The following is a 17,273-nucleotide window of genomic DNA, read 5'->3' as shown; positions in this document are numbered from 1 at the left end:
GGCATGAAACTGGTGATCACCGGCGCGACTGGCTACATCGGACAACGTTTGTCAGCCCTTGCGGCGGCAAGCGGGCACGAGGTCATTTGCGCCACCCGCCGGCCGTGCGCCGCCGCTCATGCCTGGCTTCCCTATGACCTGCGGGGCCCGGCCCCCGAATGCCCCGCCGGTACCCAGGCGCTGATCCACCTGGCTGCCGACACTGCCCACACCGACCCGGACGAAGAACTCAGGGCGGCCCAGGCGCTGATTCGTTGTGCCCGACAAGGCTCGGCCAAGTTTGTTTTCATTTCCAGTCAAACCGCCGAGGCCGCGGCTCCCAGCGTTTATGGCCGGACGAAATGGCGCATTGAACAAGACGTGCTCGCCGCCGGCGGCACCGTGGTCCGCCCCGGCCAAGTCTATGGCGGGCCCGAACGTGGGCTCTTCGGCCTGTTGTGCGGGCTGGTTCGCCGAAGCCCGTTCATACCGGTCCTCCTGCCGGCGCCTCGGGTGCAACCCATTCATGTCGACGACCTCGCGGCCTCCATTCTGGCCGTTGTCGAGCGGGACGACATTCGTGCCGAAATCCTTAACCTGGGCGCCGCGCGACCGATTACCTTTGGCCACTTCCTGATGTCGATCGCGACGCACCGGGTCCGTGCCATGCGCCTGCCCATCCCCGTACCGGTGGCATTGCTCAGGCTGTTGCGCCGGTCACTGGGGCAATCCTTGAGTACGAAACTGGGCCTGACGCGAATTTTCTCCCTGGTCCAGCTGCCACCCATGGACAGCGAGCGCTCCCTGCAAGAAATAGGCATCCGGTTGCGTCCCCTTGCCCATGGCATGCACCGCTCCGGCCATGGACAACGTCGGGGCCTTCTTCGGGAAGCCGGGGTGCTCTTGAGCTATCTGCTCAAACGGCCCCCGCCAACAAGCTTGGTCATTCGCTACGCCAGGGCACTGGAGCACGCTGGCAAAACCCGACCCGTCGTCCACTCCCGCTTGTTGATGCGCTGGCCGATTCTACTGGCCCTGCTGGACGACCCTGGCCCCCAGCAGTCATCCGATGGCCAGGAGCTGGCCTGGCGCCTGCAGGTGGCACTGGGTATCGCCGAAGCCAGCCCCCGGGGCGCGCAGGTGTTTCTCGGCGCCCAGCCACCGGGCCGACTGGTCGGGACGCTGGTTGCGCTGGGCGTGGCCGTGCTCAAGGCCCTGGCGTGGAAACTGGCGGCGCTGGCGTGCCGTCCCCTTGCCCGCCAACTGCTGCGTGAAAGTGAAGCCCACCGTGACGCCTGAATTCGATGTGATCATCGTCGGCAGCGGCCCGGCCGGGACTTCGGCTGCCTACCCGTTGGTCAAGGCGGGCCTGAAGGTCCTCATGGTCGATGCCCACGCCGACATCGGCTCACCGGTACTACCGAGTCGACCATTCCTCGACGCACGGGCAAACGACGAGCATCAATGGAAATGGATGATCGGCGAAAACTTCCACGCCCTGAACCAACAGGAGGCTGTGTCGCCCAAGCTGAAGACACCGACCCACGCCCATGTCTTCGATGGATTCAGCGCCGGCAACCGCATCGAGACCGACCACTTCATCGGCGTCGGCTCACTGGCAACGGGTGGCCTGTCCAATGCCTGGGGCTGCGGCGTGGCGACGCTTGGCGCCAGCGACTTTGCCGGGCTGCCCATCGATTATTCCGAGATGCAGGCGTCCTACGAAACGGTCGCGCGCCGGATCGGTATCAGTGGCCGAATCGACGATGACCTGTCGAACTACTTCGGCCTCGATGAGTGGTCGCAACCGCCCCTGCCGCTGGACGCTTTGCACCAACGCCTGCTCGATCGATACGCGCGGCGCCGACCGGCGTTTCCTGAACTGGGGTTTCGCCTTGGCCGCTCCAGGGTCGCCGTGCTGAGCCAGCCCCTGGACGAGCGCAGGGCCTGCGACTTGTCTGGAAACTGTTTGTGGGGCTGTCACAACCAGGCCCTGTACAGCGCCTCGCAAGAGTTGGGAAAGCTCAAGCAGTACCCCGGCTTCCAGCATGTCCAGGGCTTTCTGGTGGACGACCTGCTGGGGCAGGACGGTTCATGGGTGATCAGTGATCGTCGTTCCGCCCGGCGTTTCTGCGCAACACGCCTGCTGCTGGCGGCCGGCACCCTGGCCTCGACCCGGCTCGCCCTCAAGCGCCTGAACCATTTGGCCCCGATACCATTGCTCTCATCGCCAACGGCGGCCTTTGTGCTATGGCTGCCCAGAATGCTCGGCACTCCAAGGGGGCCGACCTTTGGCCTGGGGCAGCTTTCGTTCGCCCTGGAGCTATCGGCCAATGCCACAGCCTTTGGCTCGACGTTCAGCACCACAGGCTTGCCGATGAGCGAGTTCGTCAGCCGGATACCCCTGGACAAACGCCACAGCATCGAACTGCTGAAGAACCTGCTCAGCGCCTGCCTGGTGGGGAACCTTTTCCTGCCGGGGCACTTGTCCCACAACACAGCGCGCTTGCGCCCCGATGGTTCGTTGAGCGTCACCGGCCAAATCCACCCTGAGCTGCCCCGGCTCATGAAGGCTGCCGAAGCAAAGCTGCGGCGGATCTACTGGAAAATGGGCGCGCTGATGATGCCCATGAGCTTCACCCCCGGCGGGCCCGGGGCCGATATTCATTACGCGGGAACCCTGCCCATGCACTCGGTGCCCAAGATCGGACAGACCGATAACCTGGGCGAAGTCGCGGGCCTTGGCGGCGTGCATATTGTCGACGGGGCCTGCCTGCCCAGCCTGACGGAAAAATCCCACACGCTGACGCTCATGGCCAACGCGGACCGGATAGCCCGCTCACTTGCCACAACGATAGGAAATCAGAAGGCATGACTCGTAAGGTACTTTGCATCGTCGGTACGCGCCCGGAAGCGATCAAGATGGCTCCCGTGATCAAGGCGCTGCAAGCCGAAAGGAATATCGTTTGCCGGGTGCTCGCCACCGCCCAGCACAGAGCCCTGTTGGACCAGGTACTGGAGGGCTTCGCAATCACAGCCGACCTGGACCTGGACATCATGCGGCCCGATCAGTCATTGGCAACATTGACCTCACGCTTGCTGCTTGAACTCGACGGCGTCCTGCAATCGGAAAAGCCGGATGTCGTGCTGGCGCAAGGCGACACGACCACGGTCATGTCCGCCGCACTGGCGTGTTTCTACTTGCGCATTCCCTTTGGCCATGTCGAAGCGGGCCTGCGGACCGGGGACATCTTCAATCCGTTCCCCGAAGAAGCCAACCGGGTGATCGCCGGCAAACTGACCCGCTGGCATTTCGCGCCAACCCAGCGCGCCGTCGACAACCTGCTATGCGAAGGCGTCGACGCCAGCGCCGTCACCCTGACGGGCAACACCGTGATCGATGCCTTGCTGATGACTGCGGCACAGGACTGCGACTTGGACGTCCCAGTGGACCCCGGCAAGCGCCTGGTACTGGTCACCTCCCATCGCCGGGAGAACTTCGGCGAGCCGTTCCAGGATATCTGCCAGGCCCTCAAGCGCCTGGCCGAACGCAATCCAGGCATTCAAATACTCTATCCCGTCCACCCCAATCCAAACGTCAAGGATGTCGCGCACCGCCTGCTCGGCCAGACCCCGAACATCCTCCTCTGCGCGCCTTTGGACTACGCGCCGTTCATCGCGGCGATGAAGCGCTCGTACTTGATCATCAGTGATTCGGGGGGTGTGCAGGAAGAAGCCCCGGCCCTGGGCAAACCGGTGCTGGTGCTGCGAGAGGAAACCGAGCGCCCGGAGGCGGTCGACCTCGGCGTGGTCAAGCTGGTGGGCGCCAACCGGACCACCATCGTCGAACAGGCACAGCGCCTGCTCGATGATCCCCAGGCCTATCAGAGCATGGCACGCGGGGTTTCTCCCTATGGCGACGGCAAGGCCGCAGCCCGCATCGTCGAAGTCTTGAGGCAGCACTTGCAGTCATGCGGATGATCTACCTGTCGCCGGTGCCATGGGCCAGCTTCAGCCAGCGCCCCCATCACTTCGTCGACTGGTATCACCACCGGACCGGGGCAACGGTGCTTTGGATCGATCCGTATCCGACGCGCTTGCCAACACTCGATGATTTCAGGCGCAAGCCACCTGTTGCCAACCCGCAAAACACCAACGCCCCTGCCTGGTTGCGGGTCTGCAAACCCCACAGTCTTCCCATCGAACCCCTTCCCGGCTCGGCGCTGGTGCTCAAGCGGCTGTGGCGCAACCTGTTCAGGGAGGTCATGGCATTTTCCGCGGAAAAGCCCTGCGTGGTGTGTATTGCAAAGCCTTCGGAACTGGCCTTGCAACTGTTGGCGCTCATCCCCGCAAGCCGTGCCGTCTACGATGCCATGGACGATTTTCCGGCCTTCTACCAGGGCCTGTCACGCAGGTCGATGGCACGTCGCCAGACGCAGCTCATCCAACGGGTGGATAAAGTGCTGGCATCGTCCAGCCCCCTTCGCGACAAGCTCCTGGGCATGACCGACCAGATAGAACTGGCCCTCAACGCCTGCGACATGCAGCGACTGGCACCGGTCGAAAGCCTCGACCTGGGCCCCAAACAACAAGTGATCGGCTACGTCGGCACGCTGGGTCATTGGTTCGATTGGGATCTGGTGATCGCGCTGGCCCAGGCCAACCCTGGAAACCGGATCAAACTGATCGGCCCCCTGTTCACTCCACCGCGTCGCGTCTTGCCCGCCAACATCGAACTACTCCCCGAGTGTTCCCATGCCGGTGCGATCGCCGCCATGGCCACGTTTTCGGTGGGTTTGATCCCGTTCAAGCTCAACCGCCTGACCGCTTCGGTCGACCCGATCAAATACTACGAGTACCGCGCCCTCGGCCTGCCCGTCCTCACCACCCGCTTCGGTGAAATGGCCTTGCGAGACAAGGAACCGGGGGTCTGGATCTTGGATGAAGACACGGACCTGCAAAAAGCCGCCACTGAAGCGCTTGCCAGTCGAAGCGACCGATCAGCCATTCAACAGTTTCGTGAGGCGCATCGTTGGGCGGTTCGTTTTTCTTCGATAAACCTCACCGGTTGCGCATTGGAAACGCCGCAAGCACCCTAAATGATCCGACTGTTACTGCCCTAAAGCCGTCGACCGCCACCGCCCAGGGGCAGTCTCCCTGACCCGTTAATACGCGAAGCCCTGCCCCAGCTCACTTTCCATCCACTCCAGGAAACGCCGGACGCGGGGGAAGCTCGAGTGGGCTTTCGGGAATACCAGGTGGTGGGCAGCCACAGGCGCGCTGAGCGCCTCGGGCGCCACCTCGACCAGGCTGCCGGTCGCCAGATATTTTTGCGCCAGCAATGTGCTTTCCAAGGCGAAGCCCAATCCATGACTGGCGGCCTCCAGCGACATGTACGACCGATCGAAACTCAAGGCGTAAGGCTTCTCCGGGCGCGCCAGGCCATGTTGCGCAAACCATTGCGGCCATTTGAGCAAAGTGGCTTCGGACAGCACCAGGTCGCAATTCAATAAATCGGACGCGCTGCGGATCGGACATTGTGCGAGCAGTTTCGGCGAAGCCAATACCGCAAAGGTTTCGTTCTGGACGGTGCGCACTTCATAACTGGGCCAGTTTGCAGTGCCGTGGCGGATGTCCACGTCAATCTTGTCCCGACTGAAATGCAGAGATTCGTAGGAGCACGAAAGGTTGATTTGGATGTCAGGGTTGCAGGCGCGGAACGCTTCCAGCCTCGGCATCAACCACAACAACCCGAAGCTGGGCGCCGAGTGCAGACGCAAACAGTCCAGGCTCACGTCGCTGGCCGCGCGCTCGGTGGCGACGGCCAGGCTATGGAGGATCCCTGAAACCTCTTTCAGGTATTGCTCTCCCACGGGCGTGAGCGTTACGCCTCGCGCGGCACGCACAAACAACTGCCGGCCAATCATCGCTTCAAGTTTCGCCAATTGATGGCTGACCGCGGAGGGCGTCAGGTCCAGCACTTCCGCTGCCCTGGCGACGTTGCTGAACCGGGCCGCCTGCTCAAAAGCCTGAATGGCTTTCAGCGGTGGGAGAATCAAGGGTGCATCGGCGTCGGTACGCATGGCAGATCACTCGACAATAGCTCTAATGATTGTTGAGCTTCGCCGTGAAACCTTCCAACCGCAAGCAAACGAGCGCTGAATTTTTTTCAGCACTGAATGACTTTTAGGCCATTGCTCAGCCAGGGGACCAAGACGAAGCTAAGTCATCGGTTTTTCCGAATCGACCCAATAAAAACAAATACGAGGTATCTCCCCATGCTTCTCCAAGGCAAAGTCGCGATCATTACTGGCGCCGCATCCGCCCGTGGCATTGGCCGCGCCACCGCTACGACGTTCGCGCAGCACGGCGCCCGCGTCGTGATTCTGGACCTGGACGAATCCGCCGCACGCGATGCCGCCAATGCCCTGGGCGAAGGCCATCTCGGCCTTGCGGCCAACGTCGCCGATGAAGCGCAGGTCCAACGGGCCGTCTCACGGGCCATCGAACATTTCGGCCGCATCGACATTCTCGTCAACAACGCTGGCATCACCCAACCCCTCAAAACCCTCGACATTCGCGGGTCGGACTACGACAAGGTATTGGACGTCAGCCTGCGCGGCACCCTGCTCATGTCGCAGGCGGTGATCCCGCTGATGCGCGAGCAGCAAGGCGGCAGCATCGTCTGCATGTCTTCGGTGTCTGCCCAACGTGGTGGCGGCATCTTTGGTGGGCCGCACTACAGCGCCGCCAAGGCCGGTGTGCTGGGCCTGGCCAAGGCAATGGCCCGGGAATTGGGTCCGGACAAGGTGCGTGTCAATTCCATCGCCCCGGGCCTGATCCACACCGACATCACCGGCGGCCTCATGCAGGATGAGCGTCGCCACGCCATCATCGACGGCATTCCGTTGGGTCGCCTGGGCGAGGCCCAGGACGTCGCGAACGCGGCCCTGTTCCTGGCCAGCGATTTATCCTCGTACCTGACTGGCATCACGTTGGATGTGAACGGCGGAATGCTGATTCACTGATGTATCTGGGCGGGCCAGTGCGGCCCGTGCGGTTCTGGATCGAAGACCCCTGCCGGGCTGTTTGCCTGGCGGTCAATAAAAACAAGAGATCAGGCCATCATGACTACTTTGTCGCTCGAAGCGGTTTCGACCGTGCGCTCCAATGCCTACCGGAAAACGGCCTGGCGGCTGATGCCCTTCCTGATGCTGTGCTATTTGTGCGCCTATCTGGATCGGGTCAACGTCGGCTTTGCCAAGCTGCAGATGATGAACGACCTGGCGCTCAGCGAAACCGTCTACGGACTGGGCGCGGGGATGTTTTTCATCGGCTACTTCCTCTGCGAAGTACCCAGCAACGTCATCCTGCACAAGGTCGGCGCTCGCGTCTGGATCGCGCGAATCATGATCACCTGGGGCATCATTTCCGCGCTGTTCGCCTTCGTTGAGACCGCTTGGCAGTTCTATGCCTTGCGCTTTCTGCTCGGGGTCGCCGAAGCAGGGCTGGCACCGGGTTTGCTGCTGTACCTCACCTACTGGTTCCCGTCCTACCGGCGTGCGCGCATGACCGTGCTCTGGTTTATCGCCATCCCGTTGTCGGGCATGGTGGGCGGCCCGCTGTCGGGCTGGATCATGAACCATTTCGCCGGCGTGCACGGCTGGGCCGGTTGGCAGTGGATGTTCGTGCTCGAGGCCATTCCCACCGTTGTTGTCGGGTTGCTGGTGCTGAGTTACCTCAAGGATGGCGTGCATCAGGCCCATTGGCTGGACGACGAAGAGAAAGCGCTGGTCAGCCGTGAGCTGGCCGAGGACAACCAGCAGAAGGTCACCCATGCCTCGGTGGGCGAGTTCGTCCGGGACCGCCGCCTGTGGCTGTTGGCCGGTATTTACTTCTGCGTGTCATGGGCCAATACGCCATTACTTTCTGGCTGCCGACGCTGGTGCGCAACGCCGGGGTTTCCAATCCGCTGCACATTGGTTTCCTGACCAGCCTGCCCTACCTTTGCGCGATTGCGGCCATGTTGTTGATCGGCCGCAGCGGCGACAAACACCGCGAGCGGCGCTGGCACCTGATTGCACCAATGATTGCCGGTGCCATCGGCCTGACGCTCGCTGCGCTGCTGGGAGGCAACATCTTGTTGTCCATCCTGAGCCTGTGCCTGGCGGCGTCCGGCATCCTGTCCGCCTCCTCGATGTTCTGGATGCTGCCCACGACCCTGCTCGGCGGGGTGTCCGCCGCCGCAGGCATCGCGGCGGTCAACAGCTTCGCCAACCTCGCCGGCTTCTGCTCGCCCTACCTGATTGGTTGGATCACCACGCAAACCGGCTCCAGCGCCATCGGCATGTACCTGATCACCGGCGTACTGCTGGGCGGCGCCTCGTTGGTGCTGCGCATTCCTGCCGCCCTGGTCAATCGTTAAGTCACCGGAGTTCCACCATGACTCGCTCGCTTTCACCTGCTTCCCCCCTGTCCCTGGCCGACCGTGCCCACAACATCCGTCATCACGCGCTGCGCATGGGGCAGGTGCAAGGCCAAGGCTATGTCGGCCAGGCCCTGGGCGCCGCCGACCTGCTGGCGGTCGCGTACTTCCACGCCATGAGCTATCGACCCCAAGACCCTGAATGGGAGCAACGTGACCGCTTCTATCTCTCCATCGGCCACTACGCGATTGCGTTGTACGCGGCATTGATCGAGGCCCAGATCGTTCCGCTCGATGAGTTGGAAACCTACGGCGCGGACGACAGCCGGCTGCCCATGTCGGGCATGGCGGCGTACACGCCGGGCATGGAAATAACCGGAGGCTCCCTCGGCCAAGGGCTGGGCATCGCGGTAGGCGCCTGCCTGGGCCTCAAGCGCAAAGGCTCGTCGGCTTTCGTCTACAACCTGCTATCGGACGGTGAATTGAACGAAGGTTCGACCTGGGAAGCGGTGATGTCCGCTTCGCACTGGAAGCTCGACAACCTGATCGCAATCGTCGACGTCAACAACCAGCAGGCCGATGGATACTCCAGCGAGATCCTCTCGTTCGAGCCGATCGTTGACCGCTGGCAAGCGTTTGGCTGGTTCACCCAGCGCGTCGACGGCAACGACCTGGACGCCTTGGTGACGGCCTTCGATGCCGCGCGCAACCACTCCTCCAGCGTGCCTCGGGTGATCATCTGCGATACACGCATGGGCAAGGGTGTGCCGTTCCTGGAGAACCGCGAAAAGACCCATTTCATCCGCGTCGAAGAACACGAGTGGGACCTGGCGCTGAACAACCTCGAAGAAGGAAGACACTCATGAGCAACGCCGCCAACACATCGAACGCGAAAATCGAGCCGGGCAAAAAACGCCTGACCACTTCGGCGATGATTGCCTCGATCGCGGCCGAGGGCCAAGCGACGAAACCTGCGCCATTCGGCCATGCACTGGCCGCATTGGCGGACCAGCGCCAGGACATCGTCGGGCTGTCCGCCGACCTGTCCAAATACACCGACCTGCACATCTTCGCCAAGGCCCATCCGGACCGTTTCTACCAGATGGGCATGGCTGAGCAATTGCTGATGAGCGCTGCGGCGGGCATGGCCCGGGAAGGTTTCGTGCCGTTTGCCACGACCTATGCGGTGTTCGCTTCCCGTCGGGCCTACGATTTCATCTGCATGGCAATTGCCGAGGAAAACCTCAACGTCAAGATCGTCTGTGGCTTGCCGGGTCTTACCACCGGTTATGGTCCGAGCCACCAGGCCACCGACGACCTGGCGATATTTCGCGCCATGCCCAACCTGATGATTGTCGATCCCTGTGACGCGCTGGAAATCGAACAGGCCGTGCCCGCCATCGCCGCCCACCAAGGCCCGGTCTACATGCGTTTGTTGCGCGGTAACGTACCCTTGGTGCTGGACGAATACGGCTACACGTTCGAGATCGGCAAGGCCAAGACTCTGCGTACCGGCAACGACGTGCTGATCATTTCCACTGGGTTGATGACAATGCGTGCGTTGGAAGCAGCCAAGCAACTGCAGGCAGACGGCGTCGATGTCGCGGTATTGCACATGCCGACCATCAAGCCGCTGGATGAACATACCCTGCTTGCCGAGGCCAGAAAGCCGGGACGATTGGTGGTGACCGCAGAAAACAGCTCCATCATCGGCGGGCTGGGCGAAGCGGTTGCCGGGGTCCTGCTGCGCAACGGGGTGACGCCGACGTTCAGACAAATTGCATTGCCAGACGCCTTCCTCGACGCAGGCGCGCTGCCGACACTGCATGATCGCTACGGCATTTCCACCCAGGCCGTTTGCGCGCAAATCAAAGCCTGGCTTTAACAGCAAACCGCCGGGTATCGGCGACGGGTACCCGGCGGCTCCAAGCAAAGGGGAGCGAAACCTGATGTCTGATGAATGGCTCGATCCCATATTCCGCGGTCTTGTGGCCTCGGGTGCGGAACAATGGTCGGTGGGCACGCTACCGGCCATCCGCGCCCGAGTACATTCGACCTTCAAACCCGAGCACCGCGCGCGATGCGAAGTGCGGTGGATTCCAGGCACCGATGACGAACGCCTGCGCCTGTGCATCTACCGGCCGGAAGGCCTCGAGCCTGATGCGAACCTGCCGGCGATCCTGTCTATCCATGGCGGTGGCTTCGTACTCGGAAGCCCCGAAATGGCCGATGACTTTCTGGCCGACCTGGCCGACGAGTCAGGTGCGTACATCGTTGCAGTGGATTATCGACTGGCGCCCGAATATCCCTTTCCAGCGCCCCTTGACGACTGTTACACCGCCCTCGCCTGGCTGTTCGAAAACAGCCAGGACCTGGGCCTGGATCCCCGGCGCATTGCGGTCATGGGTCATAGCGCCGGTGGCGGGCTGGCCGCCGCATTGGCCATCATGGCTCGCGACAAAGCGCGGTATCCGATCGTCGGCCAGGTGCTCGTCTATCCCATGCTCGATCACCGCACAGGCTCGACGCAATCACCCTACCCGAGCCGCGACACAGACACATTCAGTTGGCTGCCGGAGCCCAATCAGTTCTGCTGGCAGTGCCTTCGCGGGGGCGCCCCCCTGGACGACGATCGTGTGGGTCTGTTCTCACCGGCGCTGCAACCAGACCTGCGTAACCTGCCACCGACGTTCATTTCGGTCGGTTCTCAAGATTTGTTCCTCGAGGAGGACGTCGATTTTGCAATGAGGCTGATTCGCGCAGGCGTTGCCACCGAACTTTATGTCTATCCCGGCGCGCCCCATATGTTCGACCAGGTGCCAGGGCGCATCGCGGATCAAGCGTCCCGCGACATCGTCCGGGCGCTGAGCGTTTTTCTGAGGATGAGGTTAATCGGATCCGGACCTTCAACCCAACGATGAAAACTTACGCGCCAGCGTCTATGGTAGATACTTGCAACGGCGGCCATCGTCCAATAACAAGATCGCCGTGAAGCCCCTTCGCGGGATTCACGCCTGATGGAGCATTTCATGACCCTGCATAGCGCGCAGCCTATCCCGAGCGAACTGGCAGCCTTCGTCAACGATCATTTTTCCGGACGCGGCCTGAAGCCCGATGGCGTCATCGCCCAGTCCTGGTACCGCAGCGTCGTGGAGCACCGGCTCGACCCTGGCGCGGCGAGCCGCAAGAACATCCTCAGCGCCGAGGACATCCGGCGTCATCAGGAACAGCACCAGCAATATCTTTCCATCGCCAGCCAAGGCGTCAGCGGTCTGGCCCGGCGCGTGGTGCCCGCCGGTTTTGCCGTGCTGCTGAGCGACGAGCGCGGCATTACCCTGGATTCCCGACTGCCCGACCAGCACGACATCTATACGCAGTCCGGGCTGGTGGTGGGTGCGCAGTGGGAGGAATCGGTGGTGGGGACCAATGGCATCGGCACCACGCTAGCAGCCGCGCAGCCGTTGATCATTCATCGGGAGGAGCATTTCCTGGCGTCCAATTTCAGCCTGAGCTGTTCGGTGGCGCCCATTTTCGATGCCCAGGGCCTGTTGCGCGGTTGCCTCAATGCGACCTGCATGAACAGCGCAGGCCCCCGGGAAAGCCAATACCTGACGCTGCAACTGGTGATCATGTATGCGCGTCTGATCGAGAACGCACATTTTCGCCAGAGCTACCGCGACCGCTTGACCTTGTCCCTCAAGCCCCTGGATGAAATCGCCGACCTGGCCAACGAGCAATTGCTGGCACTCGATGAAAACGGCCGCGTCATCGGGGCCAACCGTGCGGCATTTGTCGCCCTGGAGCTGGCTCAGGGGCCGCGGTTGCTGGGCACGCCCATCGATCGCCTGCTTCCCACCACAATGGACGAATTGCTGAAGCTCACCAATGGCGGCGCCCAGGGCGTGCGTTTGCGTGGTCTTCGCGATGAAGCGCTGCTGGAGGTCGGCCTGCGGATTCCATCCCAACAACACCGCTCGCGCCCCATCGCCCGCCCTGCCCTTGACGCTCACCCGGAGCTGCAACAACTTGCCGGCCTCGACCCTCAACTGCAACAGAGCGTGCGGCGGGTGCGCAAGGTGATCGACAAAGGCATCCCTATTTTGATTACCGGCGAAACCGGCACCGGCAAGGAAGCCTTTGCCCGAGCCATCCACCAGGCCAGCCGTCGTCGCTCAGGCCCGTTCGTTGCGCTCAATTGCGCGGCCATCCCAGAGACGCTCATCGAGAGCGAGCTGTTCGGCTATCGCGCCGGCAGTTTTACCGGCGCCAACCGAAAAGGCATGAAGGGCAAGCTGGAACTGGCGAACGGCGGCACGCTGTTTCTCGATGAGATTGGCGACATGCCCGCCCATTTGCAAACCCGCTTGCTGAGGGTACTGGCGGAGCGGGAAATCGCGCCGCTGGGGGCTGAAGTGCCGGTGACGTTGGACGTCCAGGTCATCTCGGCGACTCACCAGGACCTGCCTACGATGATCGGCGAGAAGCGCTTTCGCGAAGATCTGTTCTATCGCCTCGCCGGCATGAACCTGGCGCTGCCCGCCTTGCGCGAACGCAGTGATCGCGCCGCGCTGATCGATCAATTACTCGCGGCTCAGGACCAAACTCGCGGGCTACGGCTGAACGCGGACGCCCGCCAATGCCTGCTCGACTATCAGTGGCCTGGCAATATCCGCCAATTACTCAACGCCCTGCGTTACGCGGTAGCCCTGGCCGAAGACGGGGTCATCGACTTGGACTGCTTGCCCAGCGAAGTGCTGGCGCCACGGCGGCTGTCATTGCTCGACAACACTACACCGTTGTCCGGCAAGCTGGGCGAACAGTTGGGCGACGAAGAGGCCCGCCGCTTGCTGGCGACCTTGCGTCAGCATCGTTGGAACATCAGCGCCGTCGCTACCGAACTGGGCATCTCTCGCTCCACGCTGTACCGCAAGATGAAAAAGCACGGCGTCGTCGCGCCCAACGACCAGTTCTGATACGCCCATGAAAATGCCGGCGCCCTTGCGGGTGCCGGCATTTTTTGTCGTCCGATCAGACCTGGATGTAAACCACATGGGTATGGGTGTATTCATACAAGCCGTGCTTGCCGTCCGCGCCGCCAATACCAGACTTGCGCGCCCCCGCATGGAAGCCCTGCATCGCTTCGAAGTTTTCTCGATTGATGTAGGTCTCACCGAAATCGAGCTCATTGCTGGCGCGCATGGCCGCGCTCAGGCTGCGGGTGTAGATCGATGAAGTCAGGCCGTATTCGCTGTCATTGGCCAGGGCAATGGCTTCGTCCAGGTCGTCGACAATCTGGATCGGCAGTACCGGGCCGAAGATCTCCTGGCGCATGATCGCCATCTCGCCGCCGCACCCGGCCAGCACCGTCGGCTGATAGTGAAAACCCTGGCCCTTGTCGGCCACCGCGCCGCCCGTGACCACTTCGGCCCCCTCTCCCTTCGCGACCGTGACCATTCGCGCAACCTTGTCCAGGGCCGCCTGGTTGATCAGCGGCCCCATGTCCAGATTGTCCTCGACCAGCGGGTCGCCGTAGCGGGTCGCGGCCATCGAGGCGGCAATCTGCTCGATGAACCGATCGGCGACCTTGCGCTCGACGTACACCCGTTCGGCGCAATTGCAGACTTGCCCTGTGTTGATCACCCGCGAAGCCGTGATGGCCTTGACCGCGAGGTCCAGGTCGGCGTCCGCCAGCACGATAGCCGGCGCCTTGCCACCGAGCTCCAGGTTGAGTTTGGTGATGTTTGGCGCTGCCGCCGCCATGATTCGCGAGCCGGTGCCGACGCTGCCGGTGAAGCTGATCAAGTCGATGCCGGCATGACGGGTCAGGTCATGCCCCACGGTCGCCCCCGTGCCGCTGACAACGTTGAACACACCGGCCGGCAGGTCGGTCTCAGCCACCAGGCGAGCAAACTCGAAGCAATTGATAGGGGTTTCTTCGCTGGGCTTGATCACGATGGTATTGCCGGTCACCAGCGCCGGCGCCATTTTGCGAGCAATCAGGAAGAACGGGAAATTCCACGGCAGAATCCCGGCCACTACGCCCAGGGGCTTGCGCAGCAGGAAGATGCTTTCGCCGGCACGGTCGCTGGTCAGCACCTCTCCCTCAAGGCGCCGCGCCCACTCGGCCATGTAGTCCAGGTAATCGGCGGTGAAGTTGACTTCCACCCGCGCCAATCCCAGCACTTTGCCCTGCTCGGCGGTGATGATATGGGCGAGGCGTTCGGCGTTGTCGCGCACTTTCGTGGCGATTTTTCGCAAGTAACCGGCGCGCTCGATGGCCGGACGGGCTGCCCAGCTTTTTTGCGCCTTGCGCGCTGCGGCAATGGCCGCTTCGACTTGCTCGCCACTGGCTTCGGGGACCCGTGCGAGCAAACGGCCGTTGGCCGGGTTGCGCACTTCGATGCTTGGGTCGCTGGGAACAAAAGCGTTGGCGATGAAGTTCTGGTAATCGGTGATCTCGGTCATGTGCTTGCTCTCGCGTCAGGGTCGAAATAATGCGGGGGCGCTCATTTGGCGGTGAAGGTCTTCCAGACCCCGCCTTCTTGCTGCAGGTCGTGGGCGCGCTTGATCAGGTATTGGTGGATCTGCTCCACCTGTTCCGGCGTGAAGGCGTCGGCAAAGGACGGCATGCCGTCCGGCACTCGGCCGCCGTAGAGAATGCCGAGGAACATCTGGTGCTTTTCCGCCGTCAGCTTGCGCAGGTCCGGCAGCACACCGCCGCTGACCGCGTGGATGCCGTGGCACTGAGAACAGTAGCCGTCGTACAGCTTGCCGCCGGCCTCCACTGCCGCCAGGTCGCCGGTCAGGGGTGGCGGTTTCGGGGCGTCGGCGAGCGGCGCCGGCTCGTTGAGTTTCGCGGTGCCGCCCAATTTATAGGTCAACACCTGGGAGAACGGCCGAACCCCGGCGCGTAGGGACAAGGCTCCGGCGAATGTCGAGAAGGCACCGCCCCAACCGGCCATGAACGTCACGTACTGTTCACCGTCCACGCTGTAGGTAATCGGCGCCGCCATCACACCGCTGGCCGCCGGCTGCTCCCAGAGTTTCTTGCCGCTGTCGGCAGCGTAGGCGATCATACGGCCGTCGGCGCTGCCCTCGAACACCAGGTTGCCGGCGGTACTCAAAGTGCCGCCGTTGAAGATCGTCACATAGGGCACTTCCCAGGCCGGTTGCTGCTTGACCGGGTCCCAGGCAATCAGTTTGCCTGACCAGCCCTTGGCCATTTCCAACAGCCCATCGGCGTCCTCCGGCATCATCCCGGTGCGCAGGCCCAGTTGGTACATACTCTTGAACGGGTTGCGCTTCGGCGCCTCGGGGATGTGCTCGTAATAGGCGGACATGATGTGCGCGGGGATATACACAAGCCCGGTGTTCGGGTTGTAGGACATCGGCTGCCAGTCATGGGCGCCCCAGAACGCCGGCGTGACCAGTTTACGTTTGCCGTCCTTCCAGTACGCGGCATTCTCGTCATCGACGATGGGCCGGCCCGTCTTCATGTCCATGCCCTTGGTCCAGCTCTGGGGCACGATGCCCTTGGCGGACAGCAGCTCACCCGTGGCGCGGTCGATCACGTAGAAAAAACCGTTCTTCGGCGCTTGCATCAGCACCTTGCGCGGCTTTCCGTCGATCGGCAGCTCCGCAAGGATCATGTGCTGGGTAGCGGTGTAGTCCCAGGCGTCACCCGGCGTGGTCTGGTAGTGCCAGGCGTATTCCCCCGTATCGGCATTGACCGCGACGATGGACGACAGGAACAGATTGTCGCCCTTGGCCTGGCTCCGCCATTTCGGGTCCCACAACGAACCATTGCCCACGCCGATGTACAGCAGGTTCAGATCCGGGTCGAACGCAAACGAGTCCCAGGCCGTGCCGCCACCGCCTTGGGCCACATAGGCGTCGCCGTGCCAGGTCTTGGCGGCGATTTCCATGGCCTTGTCTTCGGGCGGCAGCTTGGGGTCACCCGGCACCGTGAAGAAGCGCCAGGCCTGCTTGCCGGTCTCGGCGTCATAGGCGGTGACATAACCGCGTACGCCGAACTCGGCGCCGCCATTGCCGATCACCACTTTGCCGTTGACCACGCGCGGCGCACCGGTGATGGTGTAGCTGCGCGAGTGATCGGCACGGGTGTCCACCGACCACGCCCGCTGGCCGGTCTTGGCGTCGATGGCCTCCAGGCGACCATCGAGCACGCCCACGTAAACCTTGCCCTTCCACACCGCGACGCCCCGGTTGACCGCATCGCAACAGGCCTCGCCGGCGCGGTTGCGGTCGGACTTGGGGTCGTACTTCCAGATCAACCTGCCGTCGCGGGCGTCCAGGGCATAGACCACCGAGAACGGGCCGGTGGTGTACATCACGCCGTCGACCACGATAGGCGTGGCCTCGACACCGCGATCCAGGTCCAGCTTGTAGCTCCAGGCGAGCCCCAACTGGTCGACGTTCTGGTCGCTGATCTTCTTCAACGGGCTGTAGCGTTGTTCGTCGTAGGTGCGACCGGTGCTCATCCAGTTACCGGGCTCCTGGTCGGCGGCGATGATGCGCTTGCCGTCGACATTCGCCGGCATATCCTGGGCCCAGCTCGGAGCAGTATTGAGGGTAAGCGCCAGCACGACATATAGCGCCTTGAGGGGAGCGCGAAGGGGCGCGTTCCGAGAAGCAGTAGGCACGGCGAGGCCAATCTGTGTCATGGGAGGACTCCTGATTCTTATTAGTAGCGAAGCCATTGCGCTGCGCACTCAGGCAGGAGCAACCCCCATGCCACCGTCGGGAAATGCTCTGCAAGCCCCGTTCTACGGGGGCTGCGCTTGGTGTGGCGGGTTGCGAAGACGTGCGACAGTTGTCGCATTCACCGTGACAGCTGTGCCAGACGTGC

General features: G+C 62.7%; 12 protein-coding genes and 1 pseudogene. 10 read left to right on the top strand and 3 right to left on the bottom strand.

Translation table 11 applies throughout. From position 1 onward, the window contains the following. The first annotated feature begins 3 nt into the window (after positions 1-3). The 4 genes from DOCECA_RS09740 to DOCECA_RS09725 are packed head-to-tail and all read left to right on the top strand — an operon-like array spanning position 4 to position 5,078. A complete protein-coding gene (locus DOCECA_RS09740; RefSeq protein WP_445571869.1) occupies positions 4-1,278 on the top strand; it encodes an NAD-dependent epimerase/dehydratase family protein in 1,275 nt (424 codons plus the stop codon). Continuing rightward, a complete protein-coding gene (locus DOCECA_RS09735) occupies positions 1,268-2,854 on the top strand; it encodes an NAD(P)-binding protein (protein ID WP_445571868.1) in 1,587 nt (528 codons plus the stop codon). The genes DOCECA_RS09740 and DOCECA_RS09735 overlap by 11 nt, the downstream gene beginning before the upstream one ends. Further along, positions 2,851-3,960, top strand: a complete 1,110-nt coding sequence (gene wecB, locus DOCECA_RS09730; protein WP_434647854.1) for a non-hydrolyzing UDP-N-acetylglucosamine 2-epimerase — start codon at positions 2,851-2,853, stop codon at positions 3,958-3,960. Before DOCECA_RS09735 ends, wecB begins: the two co-directional genes overlap by 4 nt. Further along, positions 3,951-5,078 (top strand): glycosyl transferase, encoded by a 1,128-nt coding sequence (locus tag DOCECA_RS09725; protein ID WP_445571867.1) that lies wholly within the window; start codon positions 3,951-3,953, stop codon positions 5,076-5,078. The genes wecB and DOCECA_RS09725 overlap by 10 nt, the downstream gene beginning before the upstream one ends. A 66-nt stretch (positions 5,079-5,144) precedes the next feature. On the opposite strand, the gene DOCECA_RS09720 is transcribed toward DOCECA_RS09725, so the two are convergent. Next, a complete protein-coding gene (locus DOCECA_RS09720; protein WP_420763655.1) occupies positions 5,145-6,062 on the bottom strand; it encodes a LysR substrate-binding domain-containing protein in 918 nt (305 codons plus the stop codon). A 195-nt stretch (positions 6,063-6,257) separates the two neighbouring features. Between DOCECA_RS09720 and DOCECA_RS09715 the strand changes: the two genes are divergently transcribed. The 6 genes and pseudogenes from DOCECA_RS09715 (at position 6,258) to DOCECA_RS09690 (ending at position 13,377) form a co-directional block, all read left to right on the top strand. Then, a complete protein-coding gene (locus DOCECA_RS09715; RefSeq protein ID WP_420763654.1) occupies positions 6,258-7,007 on the top strand; it encodes an SDR family NAD(P)-dependent oxidoreductase in 750 nt (249 codons plus the stop codon). 99 nt (positions 7,008-7,106) lie between these two features. Next, a pseudogene (locus tag DOCECA_RS09710) lies at positions 7,107-8,404 on the top strand (MFS transporter). Between the two features lie 17 nt (positions 8,405-8,421). Further along, a complete protein-coding gene (locus DOCECA_RS09705) occupies positions 8,422-9,270 on the top strand; it encodes a transketolase (protein WP_434701934.1) in 849 nt (282 codons plus the stop codon). After that, complete coding sequence (locus DOCECA_RS09700; RefSeq protein ID WP_434647864.1) at positions 9,267-10,289, top strand: transketolase family protein; 1,023 nt, start codon at positions 9,267-9,269, stop codon at positions 10,287-10,289. The genes DOCECA_RS09705 and DOCECA_RS09700 overlap by 4 nt, the downstream gene beginning before the upstream one ends. A 64-nt stretch (positions 10,290-10,353) precedes the next feature. Beyond that, positions 10,354-11,325, top strand: coding sequence for an alpha/beta hydrolase (locus DOCECA_RS09695; protein WP_445571866.1), 972 nt, complete (start codon positions 10,354-10,356; stop codon positions 11,323-11,325). 108 nt (positions 11,326-11,433) lie between these two features. Next, the gene (locus DOCECA_RS09690; protein WP_434647870.1) at positions 11,434-13,377 is read left to right on the top strand and encodes a sigma-54-dependent Fis family transcriptional regulator; all 1,944 of its coding nucleotides are present in this window, start codon (positions 11,434-11,436) and stop codon (positions 13,375-13,377) included. Between the two features lie 55 nt (positions 13,378-13,432). Here DOCECA_RS09690 and aldA read toward each other — a convergent pair whose 3' ends face one another. Both aldA and DOCECA_RS09680 read right to left on the bottom strand, forming a co-directional pair. Further along, positions 13,433-14,869 (bottom strand): aldehyde dehydrogenase, encoded by a 1,437-nt coding sequence (gene aldA / locus DOCECA_RS09685; RefSeq protein ID WP_434606128.1) that lies wholly within the window; start codon positions 14,867-14,869, stop codon positions 13,433-13,435. A gap of 41 nt (positions 14,870-14,910) precedes the next feature. Next, positions 14,911-17,088 carry a PQQ-dependent dehydrogenase, methanol/ethanol family gene (locus DOCECA_RS09680; RefSeq protein WP_445571865.1) on the bottom strand — a complete coding sequence of 726 codons (2,178 nt, stop codon included), beginning with the start codon at positions 17,086-17,088 and terminating at the stop codon, positions 14,911-14,913. Positions 17,089-17,273: the final 185 nt, after the last annotated feature.

The organism is Pseudomonas sp. E102, from assembly GCF_052660185.1.
This window is presented reverse-complemented; position numbering and strand designations above follow the sequence as displayed.